At 57.6% G+C, this 17,251-nt stretch carries 14 protein-coding genes; 7 read left to right on the top strand and 7 right to left on the bottom strand.

What is annotated here, in order from left to right; genetic code table 11:
* Positions 1-28: 28 nt before the first annotated feature.
* The 3 genes from msrA to sfsA all read right to left on the bottom strand — a co-directional run bounded on the left by msrA (position 29) and on the right by sfsA (position 2,204).
* Positions 29-694, bottom strand: a complete 666-nt coding sequence (gene msrA / locus K5845_RS10055; RefSeq protein WP_046479150.1) for a peptide-methionine (S)-S-oxide reductase MsrA — start codon at positions 692-694, stop codon at positions 29-31.
* Between the two features lie 93 nt (positions 695-787).
* Complete coding sequence (gene msrB / locus K5845_RS10050) at positions 788-1,300, bottom strand: peptide-methionine (R)-S-oxide reductase MsrB (protein ID WP_082101114.1); 513 nt, start codon at positions 1,298-1,300, stop codon at positions 788-790.
* 190 nt (positions 1,301-1,490) lie between these two features.
* On the bottom strand, positions 1,491-2,204 hold the full coding sequence (gene sfsA / locus K5845_RS10045; protein ID WP_046479148.1) for a DNA/RNA nuclease SfsA: 714 nt from the start codon (positions 2,202-2,204) through the stop codon (positions 1,491-1,493).
* Positions 2,205-2,360: 156 nt separating this feature from the next.
* Between sfsA and K5845_RS10040 the strand changes: the two genes are divergently transcribed.
* Positions 2,361-3,152 (top strand): competence/damage-inducible protein A, encoded by a 792-nt coding sequence (locus tag K5845_RS10040; protein WP_287958916.1) that lies wholly within the window; start codon positions 2,361-2,363, stop codon positions 3,150-3,152.
* A gap of 202 nt (positions 3,153-3,354) precedes the next feature.
* Complete coding sequence (locus K5845_RS10035) at positions 3,355-4,605, top strand: septal ring lytic transglycosylase RlpA family protein (protein WP_090228824.1); 1,251 nt, start codon at positions 3,355-3,357, stop codon at positions 4,603-4,605.
* An 87-nt stretch (positions 4,606-4,692) separates the two neighbouring features.
* Here K5845_RS10035 and K5845_RS10030 read toward each other — a convergent pair whose 3' ends face one another.
* Positions 4,693-5,331 (bottom strand): hypothetical protein, encoded by a 639-nt coding sequence (locus K5845_RS10030; RefSeq protein WP_139165335.1) that lies wholly within the window; start codon positions 5,329-5,331, stop codon positions 4,693-4,695.
* A 102-nt stretch (positions 5,332-5,433) separates the two neighbouring features.
* Positions 5,434-9,114, bottom strand: coding sequence for a vitamin B12-dependent ribonucleotide reductase (locus K5845_RS10025; protein ID WP_287958915.1), 3,681 nt, complete (start codon positions 9,112-9,114; stop codon positions 5,434-5,436).
* A gap of 766 nt (positions 9,115-9,880) precedes the next feature.
* Between K5845_RS10025 and K5845_RS10020 the strand changes: the two genes are divergently transcribed.
* Together K5845_RS10020 and K5845_RS10015 are read left to right on the top strand one after the other, a co-directional pair.
* Entirely contained in the window at positions 9,881-10,276 is a 396-nt protein-coding gene (locus K5845_RS10020) for an NADH:ubiquinone oxidoreductase subunit NDUFA12 (RefSeq protein WP_046479145.1), read from the top strand.
* Between the two features lie 166 nt (positions 10,277-10,442).
* A complete protein-coding gene (locus K5845_RS10015) occupies positions 10,443-10,949 on the top strand; it encodes a DUF2155 domain-containing protein (RefSeq protein WP_046480652.1) in 507 nt (168 codons plus the stop codon).
* Positions 10,950-10,963: 14 nt separating this feature from the next.
* On the opposite strand, the gene hemB is transcribed toward K5845_RS10015, so the two are convergent.
* Both hemB and K5845_RS10005 read right to left on the bottom strand, forming a co-directional pair.
* On the bottom strand, positions 10,964-12,013 hold the full coding sequence (gene hemB / locus K5845_RS10010; RefSeq protein ID WP_287958914.1) for a porphobilinogen synthase: 1,050 nt from the start codon (positions 12,011-12,013) through the stop codon (positions 10,964-10,966).
* Positions 12,014-12,168: 155 nt separating this feature from the next.
* Positions 12,169-13,209: an extensin-like domain-containing protein gene (locus K5845_RS10005; protein WP_287958913.1), complete on the bottom strand. Its 1,041-nt coding sequence runs from the start codon at positions 13,207-13,209 to the stop codon at positions 12,169-12,171.
* Positions 13,210-13,630: 421 nt separating this feature from the next.
* On the opposite strand from K5845_RS10005, the gene K5845_RS10000 reads away from it, so the two are divergent.
* The 3 genes from K5845_RS10000 to K5845_RS09990 all read left to right on the top strand — a co-directional run bounded on the left by K5845_RS10000 (position 13,631) and on the right by K5845_RS09990 (position 17,154).
* A complete protein-coding gene (locus K5845_RS10000) occupies positions 13,631-14,731 on the top strand; it encodes an enoyl-CoA hydratase/isomerase family protein (protein WP_287958912.1) in 1,101 nt (366 codons plus the stop codon).
* Between the two features lie 278 nt (positions 14,732-15,009).
* Entirely contained in the window at positions 15,010-15,519 is a 510-nt protein-coding gene (gene ldtR / locus K5845_RS09995) for a transcriptional regulator LdtR (RefSeq protein ID WP_046479142.1), read from the top strand.
* 366 nt (positions 15,520-15,885) lie between these two features.
* Positions 15,886-17,154: a L,D-transpeptidase family protein gene (locus tag K5845_RS09990; RefSeq protein WP_244464939.1), complete on the top strand. Its 1,269-nt coding sequence runs from the start codon at positions 15,886-15,888 to the stop codon at positions 17,152-17,154.
* Positions 17,155-17,251: the final 97 nt, after the last annotated feature.

Here is a 17,251-nt window from a genome sequence, read left to right as displayed (position 1 = left end):
GCCGGCCCTTTTTTATTCGTGCTTTGGCTCAATGAGTCGCACCGCTGCCCCAAAGCTGCTTGATGCGTGCATCCCGGCCGCAACTGTAGCGATAGTAGCGATACTTCAGCGGGTTCTTCTCATAATAGTCCTGATGATAGTCCTCGGCGGGCGTGAAGGTGCTCGCAGCGACAATCTGAACGGCAATCGGTTTTGAAAAGCGACCGCTCTTTTCCAGTTCGGCCTTGCCCGCTTCGGCAAGCTGCCGTTGCTCCGGCGTGTGAACGAAGATGACGGGTTTGTATTGATCGCCGCGATCGCAAAACTGCCCGCCGCCATCGACGACATCGGTATGCCGCCAGTAGTAATCGAGTAGCGTCTTGTAGGAGACCTGGGACGGATCATATGTCACCTGCAAGACTTCGACGTAGCCGGTGCCACCGGCCGAGACACTTTCGTATGTGGGGTTGGGCGTCTTGCCACCCATATATCCGGAAATGGTCGACACAACGCCTTTGACCTTGTCAAAATCGGCTTCAGTACACCAGAAGCAGCCTGAACCGAACGTTGCGACGTCAAGCTTCGCATTTTTCGATACGGAGCCCTCGGTCTTGGCATGCGATGGCGCCTGAGCTCCGAGCCCGACTACACCTGCGGCAAGGGCAGCAATAACCAAGCCTGAAATGCTAAACCAAAATCCGCGGCTCATACGCATCGATAAATCTCCGAAAAGGCGATGCAATCTAGAAAAATTAGAGCAGTGGCCGGAGCCGACGATCCGGCCAACACAAAATCTTTTCCGAGACAGTTACGGCTTCTCACCCCCCTCAGGGACGAACTTCATCGCGACGCCGTTCATGCAATAACGCAGGCCCGTCGGCTCTGGGCCGTCATCAAATACGTGTCCGAGGTGCCCGCCGCATCGGCTGCAATGGACTTCGGTGCGAACCATGAAAAACTTGTGGTCCGTAGAGGTGCCGATGGCGCCCTCAATCGGTTTCCAGAAACTGGGCCATCCGGTGCGGCTGTCAAACTTGGTGTCAGAGCTGAACACCGGCTGATCGCAACCTGCGCACAAATAGGTACCTGCATCGTAGTTCTTGTCGAAGGGGTGAGAGCGTGCGCGCTCCGTGCCATGCTGGCGCAGCACGCGAAACTGCTCGGGGGTGAGCTGGGCACGCCACTCTTCCGGCGTTTTCGTTATTGGAAATGTCGTTGTCATAGAGTTCTCCGCTGCACCTTCTCGGTTGGACGCCAACGTAAACACGGCGGCGGTAACGGTACTCAATCCGGCTATACTAAATGTACGGCGGCTTAGCATCGCGTGTCCTCCCTGATCCGCAGGAGCGGAGTGGGTTCGTGGGGCCCTTCCGTGGGCATATCGATTGGTGTCCGTAACTTGGGGGCATAACACCGTATTTGTCAGGTCACCCCCACATCAAATCAATGTGCGCAAAGGCAAGACAACAGCCAATCTCGCGCGCTGGATGAAAACGCATGAGACGCAAAAGCTAAACGATAACAGGGACCGCATCCGTCACGCGTATCTCTTCGCTGGATAGATCACATTTGTAAGCCAGTGCTTCGACACCACGGCTAACAGCACGCGCTAACCCGTTCGCATAAGCTGGATCAATATCCGCGGCCATACGAACTTGGCGAGCATCACTGCGCTGGATCAGATAAAGCATCACCGCGCGGTGCCCAACCTCAGCCATGTCGCCGAGCTCCTCAAGATGTTTGAGGCCACGTTGCGTGACTGAATCGGGGAATTCCGCCAGACCGCGTTCGCGCATCAAGTGCACGTTCTTGACTTCGACATAAGCCCGGCCTTTCGCTGGATCCTCCAGCAGGAGGTCAATGCGACTCGCCTTCCCGTAGGCCTGCTCCCGCTTGAGGCTCTCATATCCACCAAGCGCTTCAAGCTGACCATCACCGATCGCGTCGGCAACAAGCTTGTTCGGATGGCTTGTGTTGATCCCAACAAGAACCGGACCAAAGCCGAGATCGTTCTCAACCAGCTCCCATGTGTACCGGTATTTCCGTTTCGGGTTGTCATTAGTTGACAGCCAGATGTACGTGCCAGGGGCGGACAAGCCAAGCATGGCGCCGGTGTTGGGACAGCTTGCCGTAATGAGTTCCCCGCTATCAAGTTCGACATCAGCAAGAAAGCGTTTGTAACGCTTGATGAGGCGTCCGCGGACAAGAGGGTTCGGAAATCGCATGGAGTGTTAGCCTGGTGAGGTTTGACGACGAACGGGCAGCCCTATCACAGCGCTGGAGAAATTGCCTGCTTCTGCCGGAACGCAATTTCCGGCAATGTGCCCTCGCCCGCGGCGGGAAATTGAAGCAGGGGGCAAGACGACGAGAGTGTGAATGAGATGACCAAAACACAGGCTAATCCGGATCAGGCTACGGCGAAGGATGAGGTAACGGCAGCAGTGCTCGTCATCGGCGACGAGATCCTATCGGGGCGCACGAAAGACCGGAACATAGGTTACCTCGCCGATCATCTGACCCGTTCCGGAATTAGATTGTGTGAGGTGCGTGTCGTCGCGGATGAGGAGGAAGCTATCGTTGCCGCGGTCAACGCACTGCGCGCCGCATACACGTACGTCCTCACAACGGGTGGGATTGGTCCGACGCATGACGACATCACTGCCTCGGCCATCGCCAAAGCGTTCGGCGTCCCGATTGATGTGGACGAGCGCGCGCTGGCATTGATGCGGCCTTATTACGAGCGCCGTGGTTTGGAATTGACGCCGTCGCGTTTGCGCATGGCCCGTATTCCCGAAGGGGCCCGTCTTATCCGCAACAGCATTTCCATCGCCCCCGGCTTCCAGCTGGACAACGTCACGGTGATGGCCGGGGTCCCTGAGATCATGCAGGTGATGCTCGACGACGCCCTGCAGTATCTTCGGACGGGAGCCAGGATGCTGTCCGAAAGCATCGTCGTCGCCGCACCGGAAGGCGACATCGCCGACATGTTCGCCGCGCATCAAGCCGAATTCCCCGATGTGGCGATGGGCAGCTACCCAAAGTTCGTTGCAGACGGCCTCAGGTGCGAACTGGTACTGCGGTCGATCGACGCAGAAGAGCTTGAAAAGGCGATGATTTCGCTGTGTCAGAAACTCGCAGATTCTGGAATTTCATTTTCCAAAACAGAAAGTTAAAGAACATGCCCACGGACGGCTCCGTAGCGAGCGCAATATGCACCGTTAACCATAATTCATTATAACAACTCGATTGTGCCAACAACTCCTGCTCGTGTCCCCCGCCGTTAACTCCGATTCAGGCGCGGGCGGGGGTTCTGACTGAAACCCCCGTGTCTGCATCGCAATAAGACGAAGACTGTTGATACGAGGGGTACCTTAAATGCGTACAAGCTTTTTAGCGGACGATAGCGTGTGCTCGCCATCCCGCGCGTATCTGATTGCCGCGACGGGACTGATGATTGCTCTCGCAGCTATCTTTGCTGGGCTTGCTGTCACAGAGGTAGAAGCGAAGACGCCCGGCTCAACTTACTGCTTTTATAAAAAGTGCCACCGCGTGAAGAGCCTCAATGAAACAAAGGCTCTTGTCGGAGAGGACGTCACGCTCGCGGCTTCTCACTACAATGACTGCCGTTTTGATCGGTACAATCCATGTGGGCTGACATCATCGGGTGAGAGATTCCATCCAGATCGCGCGGACAACGCTGCGAGTCCCATCTATCCGGATGGCACCGTCCTTTTGGTTTGGAATGAAGTCACGCAGGATGCTGCGGTGATCCGCATAAACAACGCTGGCCCCTATTGGGGAAACCGGAAGCTGGACGTCTCTATTGCAACCGCCGAAAAGCTCGGGTTCCGCAACCGCGGGGTGGCGACGCTTAAGACCCGCATTCTTCAAGCCCCGGACAAGCGTGAAGCGACATACAGGAAGCATCGGCGCTATCGGCCTGTGCCCGGTTACATTGGCAAGCACGAAAACGTTGAGGATGCTGAGCGTGCCGCCGTTGCGGCCATGGCTGTCAGCGCAATCGCCGCCAGCATGATCGCGCCATCCTCTGGCGCGATGGCTATGGCGACGCAGGCGGAAACAAACGAGGAAGCAGATGCGCGTATGGAACGCGCGCGGCGCGCGAAACCGATCCGCGAGGCGCTGCACCGGATCGAGGAACTGCCGGTACGCGCTGTCACAATACCGTCGCCGCCGGCCAGCGCTCTAACGGACGCTTGGGTCCAACCCGTTGAGCCGGCTGCAAGGGCGGCGGAGCTGCGGAAGGACATGGCATCGAAGACGGGCCGAGCATCTGCGGTGGCGGTAGAAGCCGTTGCACAGCCTGCTTCCGGCAATTCCAAAGATAGGCCCGCGAGCGTCCAAGCAGGGCTCCGGGGACGGATAATAGCGGCACACACGCGTTCAAGCACCACGCCTGTTATGGTGATCAGAACGAAGGAAGTAGGGGCCGCACGATCCGATTCCTGGCAGTATTTGCTTTACGAGTATCTGAAAATCGAAGCGAAAGACGGGAGCTGGGGCCGCTTGAGCCAATGGGATGAGGACCGGCGTTCGCCGACACCACAGCGGCCACGTTACGCAGTGGCCGTCCCCAAAATTGCACGCCTCGCCGCTTTTGCATGAGGACGACAAAAGATTTAGCCCGGCAGACAAACTGTCGGGCTAAACACGTGACATGAAGGGCTAACTTTATTGGGGTCGATTGCGCGATTAAGCGGCCGAATCTGCCCGGACTGACGGCTCATCGCCTGGCAACACGGAGAAGCTACCATCCGGTGATGAGTCCGATGCGAATTCTGGCTCATCGGGATAGAGCTCGAACTGTGCATCAAGAGCTTCGATGAACTCCGAGATGAGGTCGAGCACGACCCCGAGAGGAATGCGGCTCGCCACGAGGAAATCGTCATTCACAGTAAGCGGTGCGTAATCGGCAAGGCCCGGCGCGTCTGCTGCAATGAGACCGCGAGACCGCAAATACGCGATCGTCCCGTCACCCGTATCGAAGTCGAGCGCAGCCGTGTCGCCAATGACCTTCAAAGCTTCATAAAGGTCCCGCGTTCCGGAAACGAACAGCTGAGCCAGAGGTCTGAAGTGAGGCGCAGCATCGGCGAGATCTGCTACATGCTCGCGCGCTTTGACCACCCGCGTCACCAGCGCCATTTCATAGGTCATCACGCGTGAGAGCGTCCAGCGCTGTACTCCGACTATCGCCGGATCACAACACTCGCCTGGCTGCCACGACTGAGCCGCAGCAATGAGATCCTCGCCCGCAGCCAAAGCCGCATCCAAATGGTCGGCCACCAGATAGACGCATGGCGGGATTTGCTCGTTTCGTTTCAATCTGCTCATAAGGTCAACCTGTCCCCTCGGGAATCCCAGTGTAAAGGGATTCCCGAGGGCTGTGGACACCATGTGGTGAAACCTGTGTATTGGTTGTGTACTGCGCCAGTCTTACGAGCAGCCGCTGGTTCCGCCGCATGTGTTGCACTTCAGGCAGGTACCGTTGCGCACCAGAGTGAAGTTGCCGCAAGAGCCGCAAGCTTCGCCTTCGTAGCCTTTGATGCGCGCCTCCGTGATCCGATCGGACACCAGATCCGGCTTAAGCGCCAGAGCACCTTCGGTGACCACGCGGGATGTTTCGATGGTTTGACGCGCAAACAACTGCGTACCGCCATCATTCACACCCGAGCCGGAATAAGCCGTTGTTACGTCGCTCGGTGCGAGTTGCACAGTTGAGCTGTCACGGGGGCCGATACGACCCACGAGAGCACCACGCGTGAACCCATGCGACACGATTTGAGCCGCGGGCACCGATGGCGTTTCGGATTCCGCTTCTTTGCCGCCGAGTGCCGTAGCTGAAATCTCACCAGGGTCAGCATGCGCGAGGTCATTGCGGCCAAGGTAAGAGACGGCAAGCTCGCGGAACAAGTAATCGAGAACACTGGTCGCGTTCTTGATTGTTTCATTGCCCTGCACCAAGCCAGCAGGCTCGAAGCGTGTGAACGTAAAGGCATCAACGTACTCATCGAGCGGCACGCCGTATTGCAGGCCCAGCGAAATGGCGATTGCGAAGTTGTTCATCAACGAGCGGAAAGCCGCGCCTTCCTTATGCATGTCGATGAAGATCTCGCCGATACGGCCATCTTCGTATTCGCCCGTCGTTAGATAGACTTTGTGTCCGCCAACGGTCGCCTTCTGAGTGTAGCCCTTGCGACGGCCTGGCAAGCGTTCCCGACCGCGTGGAACCAGACGTTCCACGATCTTCTCGGCTGCAGCGGCTGCGCGCAAAGCTTGCGGCCTCTCGCTGCTGAGCTGTTCTACCGCCTCGTCCTGCTCTTCGGCCGTTTCACCGAGCAACTGAGAATTGAGCGGCTGTGAGAGCTTCGAGCCGTCGCGATAGAGTGCGTTCGCCTTCAAAGCTAACCGCCAAGAACGCGTGTAGGCCTGCTTGCAGTCCTCGACCGTCGCATCGTTCGGCATGTTGATCGTTTTAGAGATCGCGCCGGAAATGAACGGCTGGGCTGCGGCCATCATGTCGATGTGGCTGTTGACCGAAAGGTAGCGTTTGCCCGTACGTCCGCATGGGTTGGCGCAGTCAAAGATTGGCAAGTGCTCAGCCTTGAGGTGTGGGGCTCCTTCCAGAGTCATCACACCGCAGACGTGATCGTTGGCCGCTTCGATTTCTTTCGCCGTAAATCCAAGATGGCTCAGCAAATCAAACTTCGGGTCAACGAGACTTTCGGCAGGCACACCGAGTTTTCCGGTCAGGAATTCCTCACCAAGGGTCCACTTGTTGAAGACGAACTTGATGTCGAATGCGCTTTCCAGTCCGGCTTCGATCCGGCTGATGGCCGCATCATCGAAACCCTTTGTCTTGAGGCTGGTGTGATTGATATTGGGCGCCTGAGCCAACGAGGCATGTCCAACCGCGTAAGCTTCGATCTCTGCGATCTGCGCTTGGCTATACCCGAGCTTGCGGAGTGCTCCCGGCACGGCTTGGTTGATGATCTTAAAGTAGCCGCCTCCGGCAAGCTTCTTGAACTTCACCAACGCGAAGTCCGGCTCGATACCCGTCGTATCGCAATCCATAACAAGGCCGATTGTGCCCGTCGGCGCAATCACCGTGGCCTGCGCGTTGCGGAAACCATTCTGGTTGCCCAGTTCGATGGCTTTGTCCCAAGCCCGCATAGCCGCGTCGACGAGACGCTTGTCTTCGCATGCATTGTGGTCGAGGGGCACCGGCAGCGTCGAGAGTTCTTCGTAACCGCCAGCTTCGCCGTGTGCCGCACGCCAATGGTTCCGGATGACCCGAAGCATCTCGGACGCGTTGGCTTCGTAACCCGGGAAAGCTCCAATCTCGCCAGCCATCTCGGCGCTGGTCGCGTAGGAGGTTCCGGTCATGATAGCGGAGATCGCACCGCAGATGGCTCGCCCCTGTGCGGAGTCATAGGAAATACCCGAAGCCATCAACAGGCCGCCGATGTTGGCAAAGCCCAGGCCCAGAGTACGGTAACGATAGCTCAATTCCGCAATGCGACGAGACGGGAACTGGGCCATCGTGACCGAGATTTCGAGCACGATCGTCCACAGCCGGCAGGCGTGCTCGAACATTTCTGTATCGAAGTTGCCATCCGCATCCCGGAAGGTCATCAGGTTGAGCGACGCCAGATTGCACGCCGTGTCGTCCAGGAACATGTATTCCGAGCACGGATTAGAGGCGCGGATCTCACCGCTGTTCGGGCATGTGTGCCAGTCGTTGATCGTCGTATGGAACTGGATACCGGGATCGGCTGATGCCCAAGCGGCATGACCAATCTGTTCCCACAGATCACGCGCATTAATAGTCTTCACCGGCTTGCGGTCGATACGCGACACGAGGTTCCAATCCGAACCCGCTTCGACAGCACGCAGGAAGTCGTCGCTAACTCGAACGGAGTTGTTGGAGTTCTGGCCAGAGACGGTCAGATAAGCCTCCGAATCCCAGTCGGTATCGTAGGTCGCAAAGTTGAGATCCTTGAAACCCTGACGCGCGAACTGGATAACGCGACGGATATAGTTGTCCGGCACGAACTCACGGCGAGCCTCTTTGATCGCTCGTTTCAGAGCAGGATTCTTCGCCGGATCGAAGCAGTCCTCACCGTCGGCCTCGCAATTGATGCACGCCTTGAGGATGGCCTTGAGGCGCTTCTCGCAGATCTTGGAGCCGGTCACCAGAGCGGCGACCTTCTGCTCTTCCTTGACCTTCCAGTTGATGTATTCCTCGATATCCGGGTGATCGACATCGACAACGACCATCTTAGCCGCACGCCGTGTCGTCCCGCCGGACTTGATAGCACCGGCAGCACGATCGCCGATTTTCAGGAAGCTCATCAGACCTGACGAGCGACCGCCGCCTGACAGTTTTTCATTTGCGGAGCGCAGGCTGGAGAAGTTGGTGCCGGTGCCGGACCCATATTTGAAGAGGCGCGCTTCACGCACCCACAGGTCCATGATGCCGTTCTCGTTGACGAGATCGTCCTCGACCGACTGGATAAAGCAAGCATGCGGCTGCGGGTGCTCGTAAGCGGAAGCTGAAGCAGTCAGCTCGCCCGTAACATGGTCGACATAATAGTGACCCTGGCCGGGGCCATCGATGCCGTAGGCCCAGTGCAATCCAGTGTTGAACCACTGCGGGCTGTTCGGCGCGCCCATCTGCATGGCCAGCATGTAGCAATGCTCATCGAAGAATGCGCGCGCATCTTCCTCGCTGCTGAAGTAGTCGCCCTTCCAGCCCCAGTAGGTCCAGGTACCGGCGAGCCGGTCAAAGACCTGGCGAGAGTCGGTTTCGCCGATGATCCGTTCATCTTCTGGGAGCTCAGCCAGAGCGTCAGCGTCAGCCACCGAGCGCCACAGCCAGGACGGGACCTGGTTTTCCTCAACCCTTTTCAGGCGTGCGGGAACGCCGGCCTTGCGGAAATACTTCTGCGCAAGAATGTCAGCGGCAACCTGACTCCAATGTTCCGGAACATCGAAGTTTTCGAGGCTGAAAACGATCGAGCCGTCTGGGTTCTTGATCTCGGAGGTGGCGCTGCGGAAGGGGATGTTGGCGTAAGGCGAAGTGCCGGCTTTGGTGAAGCGCCGTGTGATCTTCATTCTCGTAAACCCCCAAGGTCATAGGCACTGCGCGCGATACAAAGGAAATCGCTGCGACAGTAATTTCGCAGGATGCGGCGCCTACGTACGACGAGGATGACGCTGCGTTATTTTTTGGGAACGCAAACACTTGAGACGGGACGCGACCTGGCTCGATCAAGATCCACAGTCGGGGTCCTGAGCACACACCCTCTCATTTGGCCGATGCTTTGAATCGGCCATTAAGAAAGGAGCGCAGAACAACCCCGTGAAAACACACACCAAAATCCAGCTGCGCTGCACGTCGCACAGCTCTTCCCTACGATTTTGACTGTGACTGAAAACTTGAACGCTACAGGTGTGTTGGTTCGATTGAGACGCTCAAAGATCAATCCAGAGCAATGCAACAACGTCGTCCCACCACGTCGACCACACTAGGTCGATTCGACCCTCGTCAAAAGACATCCATACAACCTCTAGGGGCTCGAGTGTTGCTGAGGGACTATATGTGGGGTGTGTGGGGAGGGTATGTGGAAAACCCGTGGACCGGTACGGGACAGACCGAGCACAGAACCTTCTGAAGCGCCCGCCAATGTTGATCTTAGGCGTTCAGGACAAATCGAACCCCGAGAAGAGCTACGCATCTAAGGCTAACGCGATTCCGATCCGAGACACTGTGGCATCCCAGCAAGCCTCGTCAGCATATGGACATCATCGGCCGGCTTTGCTCTAAGCTGTGGTCACTTTTTAGCGGCGCAACCGCGCCGTCGGGATGAGGTGAGCGGCAATGAGCATCCTTAGCGAAATCTTCAGTTGGTGGGGTGGCAACACCTGGGGGACGCGCTTCACGATCTGGAAAATTGCGAGCCAAGTCGGCGAGGACGAGTTCGGTAATCGCTATTACCTGCAGCGCAGTGGCGTGGGGCCACTTGGGAAGCCCCGCCGTTTCGTAGTCTATAAGGACTTGGCGGATGCCTCTAAGGTGCCGGCGGAGTGGCACGGTTGGCTGCACTACACCGTCGACGATCTACCCGACGAAAACTACAAGCCGCGAGCGTGGCAAAAACCTCACAAGATGAATATGACTGGGACCGGAAAAGCCTATCGCCCGAAGGGCTCAATTCTGCGTCCGCAAAAGCGTGAACGTGCGACAGGTGATTATAAAGCCTGGAAGCCGGAATGACCCGGTTGGCAATATGAAGTGAAAAGTGCCGCCCGCGGCACCCCGCAGAGGTGCGGGGCATCTTGCTGCAGACAAATTCACTGTCGATAACGGCGAGGTCCGACGGGCGTGCAACAGCCGCCGGACAGGCCCCGTTCAGGGGAATGATCCCACACTTAGGATGACGATGCGCAGCCGACCTGCTTCCGAGTATCTTACAATTACCCTTGCGGTTGTCGCTGTCGGGGTAACTGCAAGCGCAGGCGCGGCTATGGCCGAGCGGCTATCGAATCAGGTCGCCGTCTTTGCTGCGCTCGACAAAGTGACGGCGCGGATCAAAACCCTTGAAGTTCCGCTCAACGAAACTATCGACTTCGGCGCGCTCAAGATTACGCCGCGCGTGTGCTATTCGCGCCCACCCACTGAGCGACCCAAAACCACAACATTTGTTGAGATCGACGAAACGGAACTGGATGGCAGCGTTAAGCGGCTCTTTGCGGGCTGGATGTTTGCTGAGAGCCCGGGCCTGAACGCTGTGGAGCATCCCGTTTTCGATATCTGGCTGACCGAATGCCGTAAGCCCATCGGTGGCAGCGTGGCCACGTCACCTGCAACCGATCCTTCGGCAGCGACAGCCGCCGAGAGCGAAGACGCCTCACCAGCACCGTTTCCGCGCCGCCGCATCCGTCGCTGATCCGCGCAAAAGCCTCAGCCCGTCGGCCGGTCACGCAGCTCGCGCGCAACACGCGGCGCAAAGTAGGTCAGGATCCCTGACGCGCCTGCACGCTTGAACGCCAGCAGACTTTCGACCACCACGCGATCTCCGTCGAGCCATCCATTCTGGATCGCAGCCATCAGCATCGCGTACTCTCCCGACACTTGGTACGCGTACGTCGGAGCGCGCAGATCCTGGGAGATGCGCTGCAGGATATCGAGATACGGCATGCCAGGCTTGACCATGATCATGTCGGCGCCTTCAGCGAGATCGAGCGCCGCCTCACGCAGAGCCTCATCGGTATTGGCGGCATCCATCTGATAGGTTCGTTTGTCGCCCTTCAGCGTCGACGAAGATCCGACCGCGTCCCTGAACGGGCCATAGAAGGCCGATGCGTACTTAGCCGCATAGGACATGATCATCGTGTCGCGATAACCGCCAGCTTCGAGCGCCCGACGGATCGCGCCGACGCGGCCATCCATCATGTCTGAGGGAGCCAGGATATCGGCGCCAGCTTCCGCTTGAACCATCGCCTGCTTGACCAGGGCTTCAAGCGTCTCGTCGTTCGCAATCCGGCCTTCGATCAGCAGGCCGTCGTGTCCGTGGCTCGTATAAGGGTCGAGCGCGACGTCGAGAACGATCCCGATGTTGAGGTTCGCCTCCCGGATCGCTCGCGTCGCTTTACAAACGAGATTGTCAGGATTGAACGCTTCGCGTGCGTCATCACGGCGTAAAGCGGGATCGGTGTAAGGAAAGAGCGCAAGGGCAGGAATGCCGAGTTCTGTGGCTTCTTGGGCTGCAGCGACGGCAAGGTCGACTGACAGCCGCTCCACCCCTGGCATCGAAGCAACGGCCACGCGTTGGTTTTCACCTTCGACCACAAAAATTGGCCAAATGAGATCGTCGACGCTGAGGCGGGTCTCAGCCACCAAGCGCCGGCTCCAATCCGCTTGACGCACGCGCCGCGGACGCACGAGGGGAAAGCTCCCAGGGCTGACATTTTCCAGCGGAGCTGCGAGGGATCGCTCGTTTGACTTCGTCATGGATCAGATGGCCAGGATTGCAGGGGGGCGATTGGCGAAACATTTGCCGGATGTAAATCCAGCATAAACATCGCGAGGGCTTAAGCGCACGCCATCACGGATTACCGTAAAGTCCAGCAAAATGCACGGGGGCGAGCGCGCATAAAAAGCTGGACTTACCGGCAATAGTTGCCGTGATCGCGTTCTGCCATATCGACGTGGAAGTGGTTACTATGCGCCCGATTAGCCTCTGGGCCAAGCACGGTGCCGAAAATCGCACAAGCGCTCGTGTGCGCATCGCGCAGGAAGCGCGCATATCGCGTATTAACGGGCGCGCGCACGGTGGGGGCGGCGGTCGGAGTGACCTCGGTTTTGAATTCGGGTAGTGGCGCTTGAGAGGGCGGTTTGGGGCCGCCAAGCTTGCTCGCGTTAAAGCTTGCGGCTTGCACCTCATCCTTGTCGTCGTTGACAATAGTTTGGTAGAGCGCACTGCCGGTAGAGCCCAACATGGCCAAACTTGGGGCGGTTTCAGCCTTCTGGAGACGAGCCACCTGGGCTTGGCGGCGGGCTTCAATACGCCGCTTTGCTTCTGCGAGGCGCTGGGCCTTCCTCTCGGCCGCCTTCTCTGCAGCAATTCTACGAGCGGCCGTCACCTCCCGTTTCGTCGGTCCCCAATGGGCTAGAAGTTCTGGCTCGACACCCTTTTTCGTCACGAACCCCCGGATATCCAGGGCATTGGCGCGACCATGTTCCGATAGGCGCCCCTTCGAGCGTCCATACGTGTTGCGGCAGGAATAGGAGCTCATCACATTGATCGCAACGATGGGGCTGCGAAAATGTTTGCGGGCGAGAGGCTGAAGATCCTTTTCGACCCAATCGTGGAGGGCGGCAACCATCTGGCAATTGACGATCGGTGCGGGCGACAGCTTAACCGCCGGGTTCGTACCGACGCTGATGAGTCGTACGGGGGCGGGATCGCCGCAAGCTCCCTCTTTGATGGGAGTTTCTGGTAGCGTCACAGCGTCCAAAGATTTGAAGAGATGCACGCAGCGCGCCCGCGCCAGGTTGATCTCGACGGCGCTCCACTTGTCTTCAGCGGCCTTCGTACGTGTCTCCTCGCCGTTAGGTGGAAGCACCTTTGGCCAAGAGGCAGTAATCTGAGGTTTCGCGAGGAGAGCACGAGGTTTGCGTTCCGGATCCGGAGGCGCGAGGCGCATCGCCTGATCCCGACGAGCGCTGGCTTGCTTGCGTGTTGGCGTGCCAGTTTGCGGTCCCTCGGCAGCCAAATTTTGAGCCGCCCGTTCCACAGCTTTAAATGAGCTTGTGACGGATCGCGCTGTCTGACTGACAACGTCCGGGAAGGATTGTGAATAAGCGCTGGCGACTGGCCAAGCGGTTAAGCTGACCAAGCATAATGTGATCCAACCGACGGAACGCAAAGTTTCCCCCTGACTTTCAGATCGCCATTACGCCGGCAACATAACCCCTAGCAAATGGACGCGCGAGGTGCAGTTGCCCCCGATGATTCGCCATGCTTATAAGTCGCCATATACCTGCGAAACGTGTCAACGCAACTAACCAATGCGCGATGAACCACAGTCTTGGGATAAAGCCTGAGATAGCCAATGTCGGGGGATTATGAGCACATCAGACTTGACTGCACCTGATGTCGAAGGCGTCACCGTAAGTGAGAATGGCGCGCTGGGCTTGATCACGCTCAATCGCCCTCAGGTCCTCAACGTTCTCAATACCCCCATGAAAGCGCGCCTGGCGGAGGCGTTCCCGGCTTTTGCCCGCAATCCGGATATCTACGCCGCGGCAATTGAAGCGGCTGGAGAGCGGGCCTTCTGTGCAGGCGGCGATGTACGCGAAAGCGTAAGTGCTGCGAGAAGCAACATGCCTGCAGCACGCGTGGCATTCAAAAGAGAATATGAGCTGATCTGGCTCCTGGAGTGCTTCTCTAAGCCAACCGTTTCTCTGATAAGCGGCATTGTTATGGGCTCGGGCGTCGGTTTGACCGCCTTCAACACGCACCGCGTCGCTGGGGAGCGCTACAAGTTTGCCATGCCGGAGACGGCGATCGGCCTGTTTCCGGACGTCGGTATTGCTTACGTCCTAGCCCGTTTGCCCCATGAAATCGGAACCTATCTGGGCTTAACGGGACGCGCCATTTCCCGGTCCGATGCGTTTAAGCTGGGCCTTGCAACTCACTGCATTCCGGAAAGTGAGTTTGCCGCGATTAAAGCGGGCTTAAGTGAGGCATGGCCGGTGGACACGCTGCTGGACGAGCGTCACAGCGATCCGGGGCCCGGAGAACTGGAGCCCTATAATGAACTCATCGCCAAATGTTTTGCGACAGATACGGTCGAAGAGATCATTGGGCGCCTGAAGGCGGCCAGTGGGCCTCATGCGGAATGGGCGCAAGCGGTCGTTGCGGATCTCGAAAAGCAGGCGCCATTGTCACTCAAGGTTACGCTGCGCCATATCCGCGAGGCGCGGGCCATGGACCTGAGACAGACATTGGGTGTCGATTACAAGTTAGCGTGCCGCTTCTTGGAAGACTCGGACTTCCGCGAGGGGGTACGCGCTGTGCTTATAGATAAAGACAACAAGCCAAACTGGCAGCCGGCCGACTTGTCCGGGGTGACGGCAGAGATGGTCGCCCACCATTTTTCACAACTTACAGATGATGGCTTGGATTTGCCGACCCGTTCCGAAATGCAGGCCGCACGTGTCTGAGATTGTCGCCCGAATTGCGAAACGAGGTTAATATTCAGAGCTTCATGAGCGTCCGCCATCGCCAAAAGAAAGTATTTTTGGTGGCACGCGCGCAATGTTCAGTAATGGCAAAAGCCCAAAAAACGGGCGTGCGAGAGCTGATGAGTTAATAAATCCTTTTCTGGAACCCCCCGTTACTATTCTTTTACTATATCTATTTAGGCAAGATTTAGCTGTCCAAGGTACCTTGTGCCTAACCCGGAACAAAATCGGGGCGTAAACAGGTATGAGGCAGTCCAATGAATCTAGCTTACGACGTGACCCCACACGCCGCAGTAGAGGACGATGAAACGTTCCGTTCCGAATACATGCAGGCTCTTCGCCTGATTGAACGGCTCCATCGTCTGCTTCTTGACGTCATCAAAGACGAGTTTGATCGCAAGGGCGGCTCCGACCTCAACTCAGTTCAGGCGCTGCTGCTCTACAATATTGGCGATAGCGAACTGACCGCGGGCGAGTTGAAGACACGCGGCTACTATCTTGGCTCGAATGTGTCCTACAACCTCAAGAAGCTCGTGGACATGGGCTACATCCACTACAAGCGCTCCGAGGTCGACCGTCGGTCGGTCCGCGTAAGCCTTACCGATAAGGGGCTAAGCGCTTGTGAAGTAGTTGATGATCTCTATCGCCGCCAACTCGGCTCGATCGAAGCTGTTGGCGAAGTTGCGGAAGACGATCTCTCCCGCTTGAACCGGGCTTTGGTTCGCCTTGAGCGCTTCTGGACCGATCAGATCCGCTACCGTCTGTAATTAGGGCTGAGGAAGGATAAGTCCCAGCCAAGGACAAAAAACGTGATCGCATTCATATGAACGGGACTGCGCCGAACCGCGGTCCCGTTTTTTTTGTCCAGCGACCGGCCCTCTCAAAGGCTTCCTCACGGCGACTATGTGGCCCGGCCGCACCACTTATTGTCTGGACGCACGCAGGCGCTGGGACACGGCTTTCCATTTGGCGGCGAATAGCACAACCTCACGATCATGATTTTCGTGAGCCTTGGCTCGGCCCGCGCGGCTTGGGCTGATTATTTGTATTGAGCCAATTAACACCGAACGTCGACGGATTGGCGGCTCTGCAAAAGGTTCACAAGACGTGGGCGCTATTGCGAGGGTGGGACCGTGCTCGATCAACGTTTCAAGTCAAGCTTGTGGCGTGCTGTGTGTGTGCTGGCCTTGTTTGCTGCGCCGGTTGTCATGCCCGCACATGCAGTGGGGCCCAACGACTGGATGTCGTTCAACAAGCCCAATACAGGCGCGGTTGATCGCAACTTCATCCGACGTTGGGAAGCCAATCCCCCACCGGGATATCCAACGCTGTCCCCCGGCAACATCGCAGCGACAGACGCTGCAATCAAACGCTACGAGTTAATCGTCAAAGGCGGCGGCTGGAAAGAATTACCTTCCGATCAGCTGGCAATGGGGTCCAATGGTCCAGCTGTTGAGGACCTGCGCGATCGTCTTAAGCTGTCTGGCGATCTCCAGGATGAGTCCTGGATGCCGCAGCACTTTGACTATTATCTTGAAAAGGCGGTGAAGCGCTTCCAAGCATCGAACGGGCTCGCACCGACCGGGATCGTAGATAAGCGCACGCGAGCTGCATTGAATGTGTCGGCCGAAGTGCGGCTGCGCCAGCTTAAGTTGGGCTTGAAGCGACTGAAGGAATACACGCGTCACACTGCAAAAGGACGCTACGTCGTCGTCAACATCCCCGCCGCCCAGATCGAAGCTATCGAGAATGATCGCGTTGTGTCACGCCATGCCGGCGTCGTCGGCAAAACGGATCGAAAGACACCTCTGTTGACCTCGAGTATCCACGAACTGAATTTCAACCCGATCTGGCGCCTTCCCCCAACGGTCATTTCTCAAGACTTGATCCCCAAGGGGCGGCAAATGCAGCGCGCTGGCCAGAGCGTGCTCGTGAAATATGGCATCGACGCCTACGATGGCGAAGGCCGCAAGGTGGACCCCGAGAAGATCAATTGGAACTCAAGCCGTCCGCACGCGCTGTCTTATCGGCAAAAGCCCGGCGAGGGTAATCCGATGGGCTTCCTGAAGATCAACTTCCACAATGGCCACTCCGTTTATATGCACGACACGCCCTCCGATTCCCTGTTTGGCCGAAATTTCCGGGCGGCGAGTTCCGGATGTGTGCGTGTGCAAAATATCGAACAACTCGCGACATGGCTGTTGGCGAATCAAGGTGGTTGGGACCGTTCTCGTGTGGACGAGATGAAGGCCAAAGTGAAACGCGAAGATGTGCGGCTTAAGAAGCCTGTACGGCTGTATTTTGCCTACATCACGGCTTGGGCCACGGAAGATGGCGTGGTGCAGTTTCGCCGCGATCTCTACCTCAAAGATGGCGTGGGGCGAGACGTCGCTTCTTACTGAGGTAGTCCGTTCTCCCCTTGCCGCGGGTGTGCCTGATCCTAATTTTGCTATCTGCGCAGATTTACCCTCAAAACGAGGGTTGAACTCGGCTGCACGA

This window comes from Filomicrobium sp. (assembly GCF_025698805.1).
In the GTDB taxonomy this organism is placed as follows: Bacteria; Pseudomonadota; Alphaproteobacteria; order Rhizobiales; family Hyphomicrobiaceae; genus Filomicrobium; species Filomicrobium insigne.
The sequence above is the reverse complement of the archived record's forward strand: the minus strand, read 5'-3'. Positions and strand labels throughout refer to the sequence as shown.

Coding starts and splice junctions, on each gene's coding strand:
- K5845_RS10015 (WP_046480652.1), top strand. CDS start 10,443: ATGCGCAGCCGACCTGCTTCCGAGTATCTTACAATTACCCTTGCGGTT.
- msrB (WP_082101114.1), bottom strand. CDS start 1,300: ATGCTAAGCCGCCGTACATTTAGTATAGCCGGATTGAGTACCGTTACC.
- K5845_RS10040 (WP_287958916.1), top strand. CDS start 2,361: ATGACCAAAACACAGGCTAATCCGGATCAGGCTACGGCGAAGGATGAG.
- ldtR (WP_046479142.1), top strand. CDS start 15,010: ATGAATCTAGCTTACGACGTGACCCCACACGCCGCAGTAGAGGACGAT.
- K5845_RS10005 (WP_287958913.1), bottom strand. CDS start 13,209: ATGCGCCTCGCGCCTCCGGATCCGGAACGCAAACCTCGTGCTCTCCTC.
- hemB (WP_287958914.1), bottom strand. CDS start 12,013: ATGACGAAGTCAAACGAGCGATCCCTCGCAGCTCCGCTGGAAAATGTC.
- K5845_RS10020 (WP_046479145.1), top strand. CDS start 9,881: ATGAGCATCCTTAGCGAAATCTTCAGTTGGTGGGGTGGCAACACCTGG.
- K5845_RS10000 (WP_287958912.1), top strand. CDS start 13,631: ATGAGCACATCAGACTTGACTGCACCTGATGTCGAAGGCGTCACCGTA.
- K5845_RS10025 (WP_287958915.1), bottom strand. CDS start 9,114: ATGAAGATCACACGGCGCTTCACCAAAGCCGGCACTTCGCCTTACGCC.
- sfsA (WP_046479148.1), bottom strand. CDS start 2,204: ATGCGATTTCCGAACCCTCTTGTCCGCGGACGCCTCATCAAGCGTTAC.
- msrA (WP_046479150.1), bottom strand. CDS start 694: ATGCGTATGAGCCGCGGATTTTGGTTTAGCATTTCAGGCTTGGTTATT.
- K5845_RS10035 (WP_090228824.1), top strand. CDS start 3,355: ATGCGTACAAGCTTTTTAGCGGACGATAGCGTGTGCTCGCCATCCCGC.
- K5845_RS10030 (WP_139165335.1), bottom strand. CDS start 5,331: ATGAGCAGATTGAAACGAAACGAGCAAATCCCGCCATGCGTCTATCTG.